Here is a 15,897-nt window from a genome sequence, read left to right as displayed (position 1 = left end):
CACTTGCGCGCGTGTATATCCCTGTCTTTAAGCGTCATTTATGGCGCTTTAAGTGCATATCGCCGTATAACACGCCATACTTGGCCCTTTATATAAAAACCATTTAAGCTCCACAAAGCGCCATACTTGACACCGTAGCCCAATAGAGGATGATAAAGCGCCACGAGGGTCACTTTATGACGATCACACATCTGATGACCGACGAGGCGGTGCTGCTGGAGCTTGGGCTACGCCTTGCGCGCATGCGCCTTTCGCAGGGACTCACCCAGGAACAGCTGGCGGATGCGGCCGGCGTCTCCAAGCGCACCGTGCAGCGGCTCGAAGACGGTACGCCCGCGCAACTGGCCAACCTGATCCGGTACCTGCGCGCCCTCGGAAGGCTGGAGGCGCTGGACGCCCTGCTGCCCAGCGACAGCCCCAATCCGATCGACCTGCTGGAACGCCGCGGCCAGCCGCGCCAGCGTGCCCGACCGGGGGTGGCCGCGTCGGCACCGGCCAAGCCGTGGACCTGGGGCGATGAGCAATGAGTACCACGGCCGAGGTGCGCTTGTGGGGCAGCCGGATCGGCGCGGTGACACTGGCCGACGGCGAGCGGATCGCGCAGTTTGCCTACGACCCGGCGTTTGCACGCTCCAGCATCGAAGTCGCCCCTCTGACCATGCCGTTGGCGGCGCAGCGGGTCTTCAGCTTCCCCTCGCTCAACCCCGCAGGCTTCCATGGCCTGCCCGGCCTGCTCGCCGATGCCCTGCCGGACAAGTACGGCAACACCCTGATCAACGCGTGGCTGGCCACGCAGGGCCGCACCCCGGACAGTTTCAACGCGGTGGAGCGGCTGTGCTACACCGGTACGCGCGGCATGGGCGCGCTGGAGTTCTCGCCCGTGCATGGTCCTCGCGTCCGCACGGCGCACAAGATCCAGATCGATGCCCTGGTCGCGCTGGCCACCGAGGTCCTGAGCAACCGCGACAATCTGCGTGCCTCCTTCGGCGATGAAGAACGCGCCGATGCGCTGCGCGACATTCTGCGCGTGGGCACCTCGGCCGGTGGCGCACGCGCCAAAGCCGTGATCGCCTGGAACGAAAGCACCGGTGAAGTCCGATCGGGCCAGGCCGCGGCCGCGCCAGGCTTCAGCTACTGGCTGCTCAAATTCGATGGCGTACAGAACAACCGCGACAAGGAGCTGGCTGACCCCAAAGGTTACGGCGTGGTCGAGTACGCGTACGCGCTGATGGCACGGGATGCGGGCATCCAGATCAGCGAGTGCCGGCTGCTGGAGGAAGGTGGCCGCCGCCACTTCATGACCCAACGCTTCGACCGCACCGAGGCCGGTGGCAAGCACCATATGCAGTCGCTGGCGGCGATGGCCCACTTCGACTTCAACGATCCAGATGCGTACTCCTATGAGCAGGCGTTGCTGGTCATGCGCCAGCTGCGCCTGCCCATGGCGCAGCTGGAGGAACAGTTCCGGCGGATGGTGTTCAATGTGATCGCCCGCAACCAGGATGACCACGTCAAGAACATCGCCTACCTGATGGACCGGCAGGGCCAGTGGTCGCTGTCGCCTGCCTTCGACATCACCTGGGCCTACAACCCGGACGGCGACTGGACGGCTCGGCACCAGATGTCGATCAACGGCAAGCGCGAGGGTTTCGACCTGGCCGACCTGGCCGCATGTGCCGCCACCGCCTCGATCAATGCCCGCCGCGCCCGCGACATCATTGAACAGGTCCGGCACAGCGTGCTGCGTTGGCCACACTTTGCCGACGACGCCGGCGTGGCCGGGGTCTGGCGCGATCAGATCCGCGGCAGCCTGCGTACCGACATCCGCTGAGCGGCGGCCTCAGCCCTGTGTGGCCTGCCATGCACGGGCCGCGCAATCGGCGACGTTGCCGGGTGCGAACTGCTCGGCCATGTAACGCAGGGCCTGGCGTCGCTGTGCAGGTGGACGCGCCGTGGCGCCGGGCTCGAGCAGCAGATCATGGAATTCCTGCAGGTCCTGCAGGATCCGCCAGTGGCGGTAGTAGGCCACCCGCAGCGGGTCGACCGTGACCGGACCGTAGCCCTCCGCGAAGCCCGGCGGCTGTTCACGCCCCCAGCGCCCGCCGATGCCTGCGCCGATGAACATCAGATCACGCTCGCGCGGCGCCAGCACCATGTCGTCCCAGTCGATCAGAAAGACGCTGGCGCCCGGGGCTACCAGCACATTGCCCGCGTGCAGATCCGCGTGACACAGCACGCGCGGACATCGTCCCTCACCGATCCGCGCCCGCAGCTCGCCACAGCGCTGCCAGATCGCCTCGATCCGCTGGCGATGGCGGCACCACAGTGCCAGGTACTCCTCGCCCAAGGCATCGCGTACGGGTATCCGCGCATCGGCCCGCTGCAGCCACGCGCCGACGCGTTCCACTGCAGTGTCGTCGTCGAACACCGGGCGACGCAGGGAATCGGAGAGCTCGGTCGGCAGCCGCGCCTCATGCACCTGGCGCAGCACCCGTCCGAGCCGTTCCCAATGCCCCCGCGAGAGCGCCTCTTCAAAGCCGGAGAACGCCTCGACATACGGAAACAGCGTCCACTGCAGCCCGGCCCAGCTCGCCGCCGCCGCACCATCGCGCGTGGGCAGCGGCGCGATCACTTCACGAAGGCCGGCGTGTTCGCGCAGGTGGTGCAGCACGGTCCACACCACCGGGGCCACCGCATAGCGGCGGCATTTCAACCACCAGCGCGCGCCGTCCGGGCCAGCCACCTGGTACACCGTCGCGCCCGCATCCGCTCCGCCGGCGCGTTGCAGCACCGCGGTGGCACGCACGCCGAACACCTCATCCAGCACCTGGCTGATCTGCGCTGCGGACAACTCTTGTGGATGAAGCATCAATCCAACGCGCGTGATTTATATGTCGCGACTATCGCAGAAGGGTCATGCATCGCCCAGCGCAGTGCATCACGAAAGCGGCAACGCATGCAGCAGGCACGAACGCGTCCACCGCGATCGGGCGCGCCGGTGGCTGCGCGACCGGATCCCGACGGCAGCAGGGCGACGGCCCCGGCCATATTGCGACGCGTCATGTAAACGATTACAGGCCCTGCTAGCGTGTGCCACACCCCCGCCGTTGGCGGTCGTTTGAGATCAGGAGCGCGTTGATGGGGCTGCATGCTGACCGTTCAATTGCCGTGCACCGGCCGCGCCGCGTCATGGCCCGCGCCCTGCTCTTCGCCGCCCTCGCCCTGAGCCTGCCCGCGGCTGCCCAGCCCGTGCCGCCGCGCAGCCAGTGGCAGGCCAGCAGTTCCTCGCAGCAGGTGCCGGCGATGGCGGTCAGCCACCTGATCGATGGCGACCCGACCACGGTCACCGGCGGCGCCTTCAGCCCCGGCCACTGGTTCCAGGTGGACCTGGGCCAACCGAGCACGCTCAGCGGCGCGCAGATCACCTGGGATGTGTCCAATCCCGAGGGCTACACCCTGCAGACCTCGCTGGATGGGCAGCAGTGGCAGCCGGCCTACACCATGCGCGATTCACTCGGCGGTATCGAGACGCTCTACTTTGCGCCGCGCCAGGCGCGTTACCTGCGCCTGGCCAGTCCGGAGCGCACCTCGGACTGGGGCGTGTCGATCTTCGAACTGGAGCCGCTGGACAGCACCACCAGCGCGCGCGTGGCCGGCGTGGATGCAACCCGGGCCGCGGCGCTGTGGCAAGGCGGCAGTGCGGTGGCCGTTCCACCTGGCAAGGACGGTGCGCACGCGCTTGACATCGCATTGCCGCGTGCGGTGTCCACCACCGGCCTGGCGGTGGACTGGGCCGGAGCGCACGGCGCCGCGCGGCTGCAGGCGCGTGATGCGCAGGGGCGCTGGGTCGAGCTTGCGAACGACCCGCAGGCGGGTACCCGGCAGCAAAGCTGGTTGGCCGCGTCGGCTGCCGTGACCGCCACGGCGCTGCGCTTGACGGTGGACGGCGGCGCGCCGCAGGTCGCCCGCCTGCGGCTGCTGGGTCCGAAGGCCGTGATGACGCCGATGAAGCGCTATCAGATCGCCGCCAGCGGTGCGCAGCGCGCGTTGTTCCCTGCGTCGCTGCACCTGCAGCAGACCTATTGGACCGCGGTCGGCATCCATGCCGGCCGGCAGAAATCAATCTTCGACGAGTACGGCAACATCGAGGCCTTCAAGGGTGCACCGCTGGTGCAGCCGATCTGGCGCAGTGCGGATGGTGTCGCCGCGGGTGCCGCCGGGGCGCCGGTGCGGCACGCGCTGCGCGATGGCTGGAAGCCGATGCCGTCGGCAACCTGGTCGCCACAACCGGGGCTTGAGCTGCAGAGCGAAGCGTTCGCCATCCAGCTCGACGGACAGCCGGTCACCTTCGTGCGCCACCGCCTGCGCAACACCGGCACTGCGCCTGTCAGCGGCACCCTGACGCTGGCGGTGCGGCCGATGCAGATGAATCCGCCGTGGCAGAACGGTGGCCTGTCGGCGATCCGCGAGGTCGCCATCGAGGGTCAGCGCGTGCGCGTCAATGGCCGCGCCCTGCTGCAGTCATTGACGCCCGTTGACGCTGCCGGCGCGGCACCGTTCGGCGCGGATGGCAGCACGGAAATCACCACAGCGATCGCCAACGGCACGCTGCCTGCCACTACGCAGGCACGCGATGCCGAGGGCCTGGCCGCCGCCGCGCTGACCTACCGCATGCAGCTGGCGCCGGGCGACAGCCGTTCGGTGGTGGTCGCGTTCCCGCTGGGCACGGCGCCTTCTGCGAAGGACGGCGCCCTGCCTGAAGCCCCGGCGCTGGATCTGGCTGCCCTCCCGCCTGCACCCGATGCCACCTACGACGCCCTGGCCAAACGTGCTTCGGATGACTGGCAGGCGCGCCTGGGCCAGGTCGGCCTGCGCCTGCCCGACCCCTCGCTGGTGGACATGCTGCGCGCGCAGGCCGCCTACATGTTGATCAACCAGACCGGCCCGGCGATGCAGCCTGGCCCGCGCAACTACAACCGCTCCTTCATCCGCGACGGCATGGCGACCTCCGCGGTGCTGCTGCGCATGGGCGAGTCCAAGGTGGCGCGCGATTACCTGGCCTGGTACAGCGAGCATGGCGTGCACGCCAACGGGCTGGTCTCGCCGATCCTCAATGACGATGGCAGCGTCAACACCGGCTTCGGTTCGGATATCGAGTACGACAGCCAGGGCCAGTACATCGCCCTGGTCGCCGACGTGGCCCGGCTCGATGGCGGCCCGGAGTCGGTACGGGCCCACCTGCCCAAGGTGAAAGCGGCGATGCGCTTCCTGCAGGAACTGCGCGAGCGCACGCTGGTGCCGGGCTACATGGCCAACCAGCCCTCGCCCGAACGCTTCGCCGGGATCCTGGCGCCGTCGATCAGCCACGAAGGCTACCCGTCGCCCACGCACAGCTACTGGGATGACTACTGGGGCCTGAAGGGTTGGCATGACGGTGCGTGGTTGGCCGAGTCGCTGGGCGATCACGAAACCGCAGCATGGGCGCGCCAGCAGTACACCGCCCTGCACGACGCACTGGCCGCGTCGATCCGCGCGACGATGGCGTGGAAGGGCATCGACTTCATTCCCTCCTCGGCCGACCTGGGTGATGGCGACCCCACCGGCGTGTCGATCGCGCTGGATCCCACCGGCGCCCAGGATGTCCTGCCGGCGGACGCACTGCGCACGACGTTCGCGCGGTATCTGCAGGACGTGCGCAAGCGCAGCGAACTGGGCGCGCTATACGCCTACACGCCGTATGAAATCCGCAACGTGCTGAGCTACGTGCACCTGGACCAGCCCGAGGCCGCCGATGAACTGCTGCAGGGGCTGCTGCACGACCGCCGGCCGCTGGAGTGGCAGGTGCTGGCCGAGGTGGTGCACTCGCGGCTTCGTTTCCCGCGCTACCTCGGCGACATGCCACACACCTGGATCGGCGCCGAGTACGGCCGCACCCTGTTCGGGATGCTGATGCGCGAGGACGATGACGCGCTGTCGCTGCTGCCGGGCACCCCGCCCTCGTGGCTGGCCGGTGACGGGCTGGCCGTGGATCGGCTGCCGACCGCCCATGGCACCTTGGCCGTGCAGGCACGGCAGCACCAGGGAACGCTTCAGGTCACGCCGGGCAAGGGGCTGCGCACGGGCACCGCGGTGCGGGTCTGGTGGCCGAGCCGCACGCGCCCCACCACCGTGCGGGTGGATGGACGCATGCTCACTGACTACAACGCACGCGGTGTACTGCTCAACCAGCCGTTCCGCCGCCTGGAGGCGACCTGGTGAGGCTGGGGACGGGTCAGACCCCGCCCTCCTGCTCATGCAGGGTGATCAGCGATTCCATCAGATCCTCATCCGCGCTGGCACAGACGGCCAGCAGCACCGCTTCCTCGCAGCCGGTATCAACGATGTAGGCGTGTCCCATCTGGCTGTCGATGTAGATGCCCTGCCCGGTCTCCAGCACCACCGGATCGTAGAACTCGGTGTGGACCTGGATGCGGCCTTCCATCACGTGCACGTATTCCTCGCCCGGGTGGCGGACCAGTTCGCCGAACTCGGCTGTGGTCTTGGCGCGCACCTTGGTGAGGATCGGGATCATCCGCTTGCGGCGCAGTTCCGTGCACAGATAGTAGTAATCGTAGTTGTCGGTCTGCACGCGCAGCGCCTTGTCCAGCGAGCCGAGGCTGCGGCGGGCGGTGACCGGCTTGGGCGCGCTGTCCGAATCCGGTTCGGAGAACAGCTCGGACATGCGCAGGTTCAAACGCTGCGCCAGATGCTGCAGCTTGTCGTAGGTCAACGTCAGGCGGTCGTGTTCGATCTTCGACAACGTGGACAGGGGGATTTCGGTGTGTTCGCTCATTTCCTTGAGCGTCCACCCCTGGCGCGTGCGCAGGCCGCGCAGCAGGGTTCCGAGCGTCGGGCTTTTCGGGCTCATCGACAGGACCTTTGGGCTATTGCTGGTGAAGTTGTGGATACGATACTACGTAGAGCTGAATGCCATCCTGATCAGGATGGTTTCTTGTCGCGTTCGCCTCCGATCGCCGCCTCCACTGCCCTGAAAACGTTCCCAATTGCCGCGGAATAGCGCGCTCAGGACACCCAGACGTCACATTTACCTCGTCGCGCTTGATCCGGCGACGATCACGCGCATTTGACAATTCTCTAATCAGGAATATTGTTGTCTGATTGAGATGGTTTTTGGCCCTCCGATGATTCGCTCCGGGGTGCCGCGTCTTCCAGTTCCAGAGGGGATCGTCACATGCGTGCGTTGTCAGGACTTGTCGCGTTGTGTTGTGGGCTGTTGCTGTCGTTCCAGGCCGAGGCACAGCGGCCACCCTCCCCACCCCAGGACGCCCCCGCGCCCGGCGTGGATTCCGTTCCCCGGCTGACTGCCGATGATGCGACCACCTGGCTGGACGGCTTCGTGCCCTATGCCATCGCGCGTGGCGATATCGCCGGTGCCGCGGTGACGGTGGTCAAGGACGGACGGATCCTGGTCCGTCGCGGTTACGGCGTTTCCGACGTGGAGAAGCAGACCCCGGTGGATCCGGACCGCACGCTGTTCCGGATGGCATCGGTCTCCAAGCTGATGACCTGGACCGCGGTCATGCAGCTGGTGGAAGCCGGCAAGCTGGACCTGGACGCGGACATCAACCGGTACCTGGATTTCAAGGTGCCCGAACGCGGCCTGCCGATCACGCTGCGGCAGCTGATGACGCACACCGGCGGCTTCGAAGCCAACATCAAGTACATGTGGACCACCGAGGCGGTGGCCGAGGCCGGGGGCGTCGAACTGGGGCCGTATCTCAAGCGTCGCATACCGGCGCAGATCTTCGCGCCGGGCACCGTGCCGGCGTATTCGAACTACGGCACCAGCCTGGCCGGCTACATCGTCGAGCGCGTGTCCGGCCAGCCGTTCGCCGAATACGTTCAACAGCACATCTTCGCCCCGCTGCAGATGCAGCACGCCAGCTTCCGCCAGCCCCTGCCGCCGGCGCTGCGTGCGCTGGTCAGCAAGGGCTACGCACTGGGGTCGGGCAAGCCGCGCGAGTTCGAAGTCACCCCATCGGCCCCGGCCGGTGCGCTGTCGGCCACCGCCAGCGACATGGCGCGTTTCATGATCGCGCATCTGAACGCGGCGGGCGGGCACGACACGGCCATTCTGAAAGCGGCCACCAGCCAGCTGATGCTGACCCCGCAGACGCGCTTCGCACCGCCGCTGAACACCATGGCGCTCGGGTTCTACGAGATCGATGTCAACGGCCAGCGCGTGGTCTCCCATGCCGGCGACACGTACTCGTTCCACTCGCAGCTGTTCCTGTTCCGCGACCACGATGTCGGCCTGTTCATCACCCTCAACAGCGCCGGCGCCAATGGCATCACCGGCCAGATCCGGCGGGAGCTGCTGGAGAACTTCGCCGACCGTTACTTCCCGGCGCCCGCCGTGGCCGCGGCACCGGTGGTCGACGCCGCGCTCGCCAGGGACCAGGCGCGCCAGCTGGCCGGGCCGAGCTACCTCGATTCACGCCGCGCCGAAACCGGTATCGGCCGTACCGGCATCCTTACCCAGACGCGCCTGGAGGCCCTCGACGATGGCAGCCTGCGCTTGCCGCGCATGAAGCAGCCAAATGGCCAGCCCACCACCTTCAAGCCGATCGCACCGTGGCTGTGGCAGGCGAACAACAGCGAGCTGCGCCTTGCCGCCATCCTCAAGGACGGCAAGCCGGTCGGCTTCGCGGTGGACTCGTCCTCCCCGTTCAACGTATTCCTGCGCGCGGAAGGCTATCGCTCCGCGGTGTGGCTCAAGCCAGTGCTGACCGCGGCCGTCGCGGTGTTGGCACTCTCCGCGCTGGCATGGCCGATCGCCGCGTGGGTGCGGCGTCGCCACGGCCGCGGGCTGGGCTGGCCGCGCAGGACGCTGCTGGCCTACCGCCTCAGCCGCGCAGCGTGCTGGTTCATGCTGCTGGTACCCGCCGTGGCGATGGCGGTAATGGCCTGGGCCTCGGCGGATTTCGCGCGCTTGGATGATCGTCTCGATCCGGCGGTGATCGGGCTCGGCATCGCTTCGGTGATCGCGATCATCGGCGGGATCGGATCCACCGCCTGGAACCTGGTGCAGACCTTCCGCGCCGGACGCGGCTGGCTGGCGCGCCTGTGGGCGGCGCTGCTGCTGATCTCGGCCTGCGTGCTCGCCTATGCCCTGTTCCTGATGGGCCTGGCCGACTTCGCACTCAACTACTGACCCGTAGCCCCGACCACGGGGCTGGAGACATCCTGTGAAATTGACCCTGCAGATCGACTCGCTTGCGTTGCTGGCCCCGTTCCGGATCAGCGGCTACGTGTTCGAGCACGCGCCGGTACTGCGCGTGGAACTGGAAGACGGCGGCCATCGCGGCCGTGGCGAAGCCAGCGGCGTGTACTACTTCGATGACACCCCCGAGCAGATGCTGGCCACGCTGGAACTGCTGCGTGCGCGGATCGAAGCCGGCATCACCCGTGCCGAGCTGCAGCAGCTGCTGCCGCGCGGCGGCGCGCGCAATGCACTGGACTGCGCACTGTGGGACCTGGAAGCGAGCCGCACCGGCAAGCCTGCCTGGGCCCTGGCCGGTCTTTCGCAGACACGCCCGCTGCTGACCACGTGGACCCTCGGCGCCGATGACCCGGCGACGATGCAATCGATCGCCACCGGTCGCTATGCGCCCGCCAAGGCACTCAAGCTCAAGCTCAGCGGCGATCTGGATATCGATGTCGAACGCGTGCGCGCGGTACGCAAGGTGCGCCCGGATGTCTGGATGGGCGTGGATGCCAACCAGGGCTATACCGTGGATGCGCTCGATGCCCTGATCCCGGTGCTGCTGGAGAACGACATCAAGCTGCTGGAACAGCCGCTGCAGCGCGGGCGCGAGGCCGAACTCAAGGGCTTTGCACGGCCGCTGCCGTTCGCGGCCGATGAGAGCGTGCAGGACGCATCGGAAATCGAGGCGCTGGCGGGTCTGTTCGACGTGATCAACATCAAGCTCGACAAGGCCGGCGGGCTGACCGAAGGCCTGGCGATGGTCGGCAAGGCGCGTGCCCTGGGCATGCAGGTGATGGTCGGCAACATGATCGGCAGCAGCTGGGCGATGGGCCCGGCCTTCATCGTGGGCCAGCACTGCGACGTGGTCGATCTGGATGGTCCGTTGTTCCTGAGCGATGACCGGGTGCCGGGCCTGCGCTACGACGAGGGCCTGGTGCACTGCGACGACGTCGTATGGGGCAAGGGAGTGCACGCATGAACACGACATCGCATCGTCCGCGCGCGACCCAATGGCGCATGTTGATCTCCGGCATGCTGCTGGCATCGACCGCAGCGTTCTCGCCGCTGCATGCGCAGGCGCCGACGCCTGCTGCTGCACCGGTGCCCGCGACCACCGAATCGCCTGACACCATCACGCCCGCGTCGGCGCCGACCGGCACGCTGGATGCGGCCCGGGTCGATACCTTCCTCGATGGCCTGGTGCCCTACCTGATGGCGCAGGGCGACCTCGCCGGCGCCGTGGTCACCGTGGTCGAGAACGGCAGGGTCGTCACCGAGCGCGGCTTCGGTTTCTCCGATGTCGAAAAACGCACGCCGGTGGATCCCAAAACCACGCTGTTCCGCCCGGGCTCGATCTCCAAGCTGTTCGTCTGGACCTCGGTGATGCAGCTGGTTGAACAGGGCAAACTGGACCTGGATGCCGACATCAACACCTACCTGGACATCAAGGTCCCGGCCAAGGGTGAGCCGATCACGCTGCGCCAGATCATGACCCACACCAGCGGTCTGGAAGAGCGCATGCGCTACCTGATCGTGCTGGGTCCGGACCATCCGGCCAACCGCGACAACTACCTCAAGGACTGGGTGCCCAACCAGATCTCCGCACCCGGCACCACGCCGGCGTACTCGAACTACGCCACGGGTATCGCCTCGTACATCGTCGAGCGCGTCAGCGGCCAGCGCTTCGAGGATTACGCCAGGCAGCACATCCTGCAGCCGCTGGACATGCAGTACGCCAGCTTCGAACAGAAACTGCCGGCCGAGCTGCTGCCGCACGCCGCCAAGGGGTATCTGCTGGGTTCGGGCAAAACCTACCCGGCCGAGAAGAACACCGCGCCGGGCGTGGGCGGTCTGTATGCCTCCGGTTCGGCGATGTCACGTTTCATGATGGCCACGCTCAACCACGGCGAACTCGACGGCCAGCGCATCATGCGGGCCGAGACCAACGCACAGATGCTGACCCCGCAGGCCGCGATCCTGCCGCACCTGCCGCGCATGACCCTGGGCTGGATGGCCTCGGACACCGGCGGCTATGACACCCGCTCGCACGGCGGCACGATGCTGTTCTTCTACTCGTGGCTGTGGATGATTCCGGAACGCAACATCGGCGTCTTCGTTTCCACCAACAGTGTGGGCCGTGATGCCGCCGGTTCTGCCCTGCGCGCCCAGGTGTGGGAGCGCTTCGTCGAGAACTTCCTGCCGACCCTGCCGATCGAACGCGCCGGCCCGGGCGTGGATGCCGCCACTGCCCGCGAGCATGCCGCTGCGCTGGCCGGGGTGAACTGGCAGAGCACGCGCCGTTCGGACACTTCCTATCTGCGCATGCTGTCGCTGTTCGCACCGACCCGCGTGCACCTGCAGGAGGACGGCACGATCACCGTTGACGGTCAGAAGGGCCTGAACGGCCAGCTGCTGCGCTGGCGCGAGGTGTCACCGTGGCTGTGGCAGCAGGAAAACGGGCGTGGCCTGCTGGAAGTGAAGGTCAAGGATGGCCGCCCGGTGTACTTCTCCGGCGGTCCGTTCGCCTCGGTGTTCGGCTTCGAGCCGATTCCGGGCTGGCGTTCGCCGGCGTGGCTGCGCCCTGCGCTGTTCGTCGCACTGGGGTTGCTGACACTGTCGGCCGTCCTGCGCATCGGCGGCGTGTTCGTGCGCCGTTACTACCGCGCCATCGCACCGGTCGAAGGCCGTGGCCTGCGCTGGTTGCAGACGCTGGCGCTCACCACGCAGCTGGGCACCGTGATCGCCTGGGCGCTGTACGTGAAATCGATCGCTGGCCCGGGCGCGATCTCCTCGTACACCAACGGGCCGTTGATCCTGGTCCAGGCGTTGTCGTGGCTGAGTGTCCTGGCCGCCGTGGCGCTGGTCTGGGTGGCGGTCCGCGCGCCGGCCAGCTGGCCGCGCGTGCGTCGTTACGGCGCCTGGGTGGTCGCACTGGCAGGCCTGGTGGTCGCGTTCGTCGCCATCACCCAGCGCCTGATCAGTACCGGCCTGCAGCTCTGACCGCCGGACGCCCCGCCCGATGAGCCTCCAAGCACCGCGCACGGCCTGGTTCGGGCAACCGCCAGGCCTGACCATCCTGTTCCTCACCGAGATGTGGGAGAAATTCTCCTACTACGGCATGCGGGCCCTGCTGGTCTATTACATGACCAAGCAGCTGCTGTTTTCGCAGGAACAGGCCTCACTGGTCTATGGCCTGTACACCGCGCTGGCCTACCTCAGCCCGGTGTTCGGCGGCATGCTCGCCGACCGCTGGCTGGGCAAACGGCGTGCGGTGATCCTGGGCGGGGCGATCATGGCGTTCGGCCATTTCCTGATGGCCTTCGATGCACTGCTGTATCCAGCGCTGCTGGCGATCATCCTGGGCAACGGGCTGTTCCTGCCCACCCTTCCCGGCCAGGTCGGCGATCTGTACACGCGCGATGACCCGCGACGTGGCTCGGCGTTCAACGTGTACTACGTGGGCATCAACCTCGGCGCGTTTCTGGCGCCGCTGGTCTGCGGCACGCTGGGCGAGGTGTATGGCTGGCACGTGGGCTTTTCCGCCGCCGGCATCGGCATGCTGCTCGGGCTGGTGATCTACATCACCGGCCGCCGCCACCTGCCACCGGATCCGCCGCGCAGCGAGCGCGCCACGCTGCCGTTCTCGGCGCTGTGGCAGCCGGCCTACCGGCCCTTGCTGCAGCTGATGACGATGATCGCCGGGTTGATCGTGATCTTCCGCCTGGCCTACGAGCAGATCGGCAACACGATCGCGATCTGGCTCGACACCGGGGTGGACCGCGTGCTCACCGCAGACTTCACCCTGCCAATGACCTGGTTCTTCTCGCTCAACCCGCTGCTGGTGTTTCTGATCACGCCACTGCTGGTGCGTCGCTGGACGCGCCAGGCACGCGATGGCCGCGAGCCGGCCGCACTGACCAAGATGGCCATCGGTGCCGCGGTGGTCGGCCTGTCGTTCGCGCTGGTGGCGGTGCTCGGCGGTGAACCGTCGGCCAAGGTCGGCTGGCTGTGGGCCGCGCTGTTCTTCGCGATCTTCACCTTCGGCGAGCTCTTCATCCTGCCGGTGGGACTGGGCCTGTTCGCCCGCCTGGCGCCGGTGGGCTTCGGTGCCACCATCATCGCGTTCTGGTTCCTGGCCTCGTTTGGCGGCAACCTGCTGGCCGGCGCGGTCGGCACGCTGTGGTCGACGCTTTCCAGCACGGTGTTTTTCGCGCTGATGGCGGGCACCTGCATGTTCGTTGCGTTCCTGCTGCTGCGCCTGGAGCGTCGGGCACGGCCACTGCTCGCCAACAACGCAGCCCCCACCCAATCCCCTGCGGACTGACGCCACGCGGCTATATCAGCCGTGGCTGGCGACCGTGTTTTCTGCCTGACCCCGTCCCTGATTCCGGAGAGACCGCCACATGCGCAAGCCGATCAACCGCTCGATCCTCGCCTCCACCATCACCCTGTGCTGCATGGGCCTTGCCACCACCGCGATGGCGCAGGATGCCGACGCCGATGACAGCCGCAGCACCCCCGATGTCGTGGAGCTGGATCGCGTGGTGGCCACCGCGCAGAAGCGCAGCGAGAACGTCATGGAGGTGGCGGCCGGCGTCAGCGTAATCAGCGAAGAACGCCTGGAAGCGTTCGGTGCGACCCGCTTGAACGACTTCGCCGCCTACGTGCCCGGCTTCCAGGTCGACAGTGGCGGCGCACCGGGCCAGACCACGATGGCGCTGCGCGGTGTCGCGCCCCTCGGCGGCGGCTCGATCATCGGTACCTACATCGATGACACCCCGATCGGCCCCAGCAGCAACAAGCAGCGCGCGACCACCTACGCGCTGGATCTGCTGCCGTATGACATCCAGAGCGTGGAAGTGCTGCGCGGCCCGCAGGGCACGCTGTATGGCGCCAGCTCGATGGGCGGCCTGTTCAAGTACATCACCAAGGCCGCCGATCCGGATAGCTTCGAGTTCCGCGCCGGCATGGACGTCAACGCCACCAAGGAAGCGGGCGACGTGGGCACCGGCGTGCGCACCTCGTTCAACGTGCCGCTGATCGAAGGCAAGCTGGGCCTGCGTGCCAGCCTGTCGCGCCAGGGCACGCCCGGCTATGTGGACCAGCCCGACCTCACCGGCGACGACGCCAGGGACAGCAACGGCTATTACCAGCTCGCCTCCCGGCTGGCATTGACCTGGCGCATCAGCGACACCGCCAACCTGCGCGTGCAGGCGTTGTCGCAGATCGTGGATGCCGACAACTCCAGCGCGGTGGGCCTGACCTATCCCACGCTGGAACCGATCCGCGGCCCGCTCGAAGGCATCCTGCAGCGCGCGACCCCGTACCGGATGGAGACCGACTACTACTCGGCGATCCTGGACTGGGACCTGGGCAACGTTGATTTCGTCTCCGCGACCAGCTTCTCCGAAACCCGCATGGATGAGGTGCAGGACTCCACGCTGGTGTATGGCGTGGCATGGCCGCTGCTGACGCCGTACCCGGCCGGCCAGGCGCAGTTCGATGTATTCCTCGGCACCCGCAAATGGACCCAGGAGTTCCGCCTCAGCTCCAAGGAGAGTGAGCGCTTTGAATGGTTGCTGGGCACCTTCTTCACCGGCGAGAAAAACGCCAACCGCCAGCAGGTGAGCGCCTACGATGCAAACGGCATCCCGCTGCCGTTCAATCCCGGCACCGCCAGCCTGCCCGGCACCTATGACGAGCAGGCGATCTTCGCCGACGTCACGTACAAGTTCAGCCCGCGCTTCGATGTCTCCGCCGGTGTGCGGCATGCGCGCAACCAGCAGGATTTCGAGCAGCACAGCACCGGCCTGCTGTACGGCCCGCGGCCGATCGATCTGGCCGATTCCGCCGATGACAGCGTGACCACGTGGAAGCTGGCCTCGCGCTGGCACCTCAACGACAGCGCGATGATCTACGCGCGCTACGCCACCGGCTACCGCCCGGGCGGACCGAACGTATCGACCTCCGGCGTGGTGCCGATGACCAAGGCCGACACCCTGGACAACCTGGAGCTCGGCTTCAAATCGCACTTCTGGGACCGCCGCGCGATGATCGATCTGGCGCTGTTCCGGATCGACTGGGACGACATCCAGGTGCGCGTCTCCGAGAACGGCCTGAGCTGGATGGGCAACGCCGGCAGCGCGCGCAGCCAGGGTGCGGAACTGAGCCTGATGGTGCGGCCGGCCGAGCGCCTCACACTCGGCCTCAATGCGGCCTACATCGATTCGACGATCGGCGACGTACCGCCCTCCAGCGGCCTGGTCTCGGGCAGCCGCATGCCGATGACGCCGCGGCTGAGCTGGTCGGGCACGATCGACTACGACGTCGATGTGAGCGACCAGTGGCAGGGCCGGGTCGGTGCCGGCTATCGCGTCACCGGCGAGCGCGTGGCCGGGGCGTACGACATCGACAGCTACAACGCGCTGGACCTGCATGCCGAGCTGACCAACATGACGTGGACGGTCCGCCTGTACGCCCGCAATGCCACGGATGAGCGCGCCTACGTGTCCACCGGCTCGGTGCGGGACGCGCTCAACCGCTACGTCGCGGTGACCGGGGTGCCGGTGCAGCCCCGCACGATCGGCATGTCGATCGACTATCGCTACTGAGTGCCCCAGCACCGCGCC

At 67.4% G+C, this 15,897-nt stretch carries 10 protein-coding genes; 8 read left to right on the top strand and 2 right to left on the bottom strand.

The genetic code is table 11. The features are described from left to right. Positions 1-176: 176 nt before the first annotated feature. Together NJD74_RS07890 and NJD74_RS07885 are read left to right on the top strand one after the other, a co-directional pair. Positions 177-527, top strand: a complete 351-nt coding sequence (locus NJD74_RS07890; protein ID WP_070473076.1) for a helix-turn-helix transcriptional regulator — start codon at positions 177-179, stop codon at positions 525-527. Continuing rightward, positions 524-1,831 (top strand): HipA domain-containing protein, encoded by a 1,308-nt coding sequence (locus NJD74_RS07885; RefSeq protein WP_319623920.1) that lies wholly within the window; start codon positions 524-526, stop codon positions 1,829-1,831. The genes NJD74_RS07890 and NJD74_RS07885 overlap by 4 nt, the downstream gene beginning before the upstream one ends. A 9-nt stretch (positions 1,832-1,840) precedes the next feature. Here the strand turns inward: NJD74_RS07885 and NJD74_RS07880 are convergent, their stop codons facing one another. Then, a complete protein-coding gene (locus NJD74_RS07880; protein ID WP_319623919.1) occupies positions 1,841-2,869 on the bottom strand; it encodes an aminoglycoside phosphotransferase family protein in 1,029 nt (342 codons plus the stop codon). 269 nt (positions 2,870-3,138) lie between these two features. On the opposite strand from NJD74_RS07880, the gene NJD74_RS07875 reads away from it, so the two are divergent. Then, complete coding sequence (locus NJD74_RS07875; RefSeq protein WP_319623918.1) at positions 3,139-6,258, top strand: discoidin domain-containing protein; 3,120 nt, start codon at positions 3,139-3,141, stop codon at positions 6,256-6,258. A 13-nt stretch (positions 6,259-6,271) separates the two neighbouring features. Here the strand turns inward: NJD74_RS07875 and NJD74_RS07870 are convergent, their stop codons facing one another. After that, on the bottom strand, positions 6,272-6,907 hold the full coding sequence (locus tag NJD74_RS07870) for a helix-turn-helix domain-containing protein (RefSeq protein WP_019183064.1): 636 nt from the start codon (positions 6,905-6,907) through the stop codon (positions 6,272-6,274). Positions 6,908-7,339: 432 nt separating this feature from the next. Here NJD74_RS07870 and NJD74_RS07865 point away from each other — a divergent pair, with 432 nt between their 5' ends. The 5 genes from NJD74_RS07865 (at position 7,340) to NJD74_RS07845 (ending at position 15,879) form a co-directional block, all read left to right on the top strand. Further along, entirely contained in the window at positions 7,340-9,214 is a 1,875-nt protein-coding gene (locus NJD74_RS07865; protein ID WP_319623917.1) for a serine hydrolase domain-containing protein, read from the top strand. Positions 9,215-9,248: 34 nt separating this feature from the next. Then, a complete protein-coding gene (locus NJD74_RS07860; protein ID WP_319623916.1) occupies positions 9,249-10,247 on the top strand; it encodes a dipeptide epimerase in 999 nt (332 codons plus the stop codon). Beyond that, positions 10,244-12,268 carry a serine hydrolase domain-containing protein gene (locus NJD74_RS07855; RefSeq protein WP_319623915.1) on the top strand — a complete coding sequence of 675 codons (2,025 nt, stop codon included), beginning with the start codon at positions 10,244-10,246 and terminating at the stop codon, positions 12,266-12,268. The genes NJD74_RS07860 and NJD74_RS07855 overlap by 4 nt, the downstream gene beginning before the upstream one ends. A gap of 19 nt (positions 12,269-12,287) precedes the next feature. Continuing rightward, positions 12,288-13,592, top strand: coding sequence for a peptide MFS transporter (locus NJD74_RS07850; RefSeq protein WP_102788367.1), 1,305 nt, complete (start codon positions 12,288-12,290; stop codon positions 13,590-13,592). A gap of 79 nt (positions 13,593-13,671) precedes the next feature. Further along, positions 13,672-15,879: a TonB-dependent receptor gene (locus NJD74_RS07845; protein ID WP_319623914.1), complete on the top strand. Its 2,208-nt coding sequence runs from the start codon at positions 13,672-13,674 to the stop codon at positions 15,877-15,879. Positions 15,880-15,897: the final 18 nt, after the last annotated feature.

Origin of the sequence: Stenotrophomonas sp. RG-453, assembly GCF_033843685.1 — a bacterium.
In the GTDB taxonomy this organism is placed as follows: Bacteria; Pseudomonadota; Gammaproteobacteria; order Xanthomonadales; family Xanthomonadaceae; genus Stenotrophomonas; species Stenotrophomonas bentonitica_A.
This window is presented reverse-complemented; position numbering and strand designations above follow the sequence as displayed.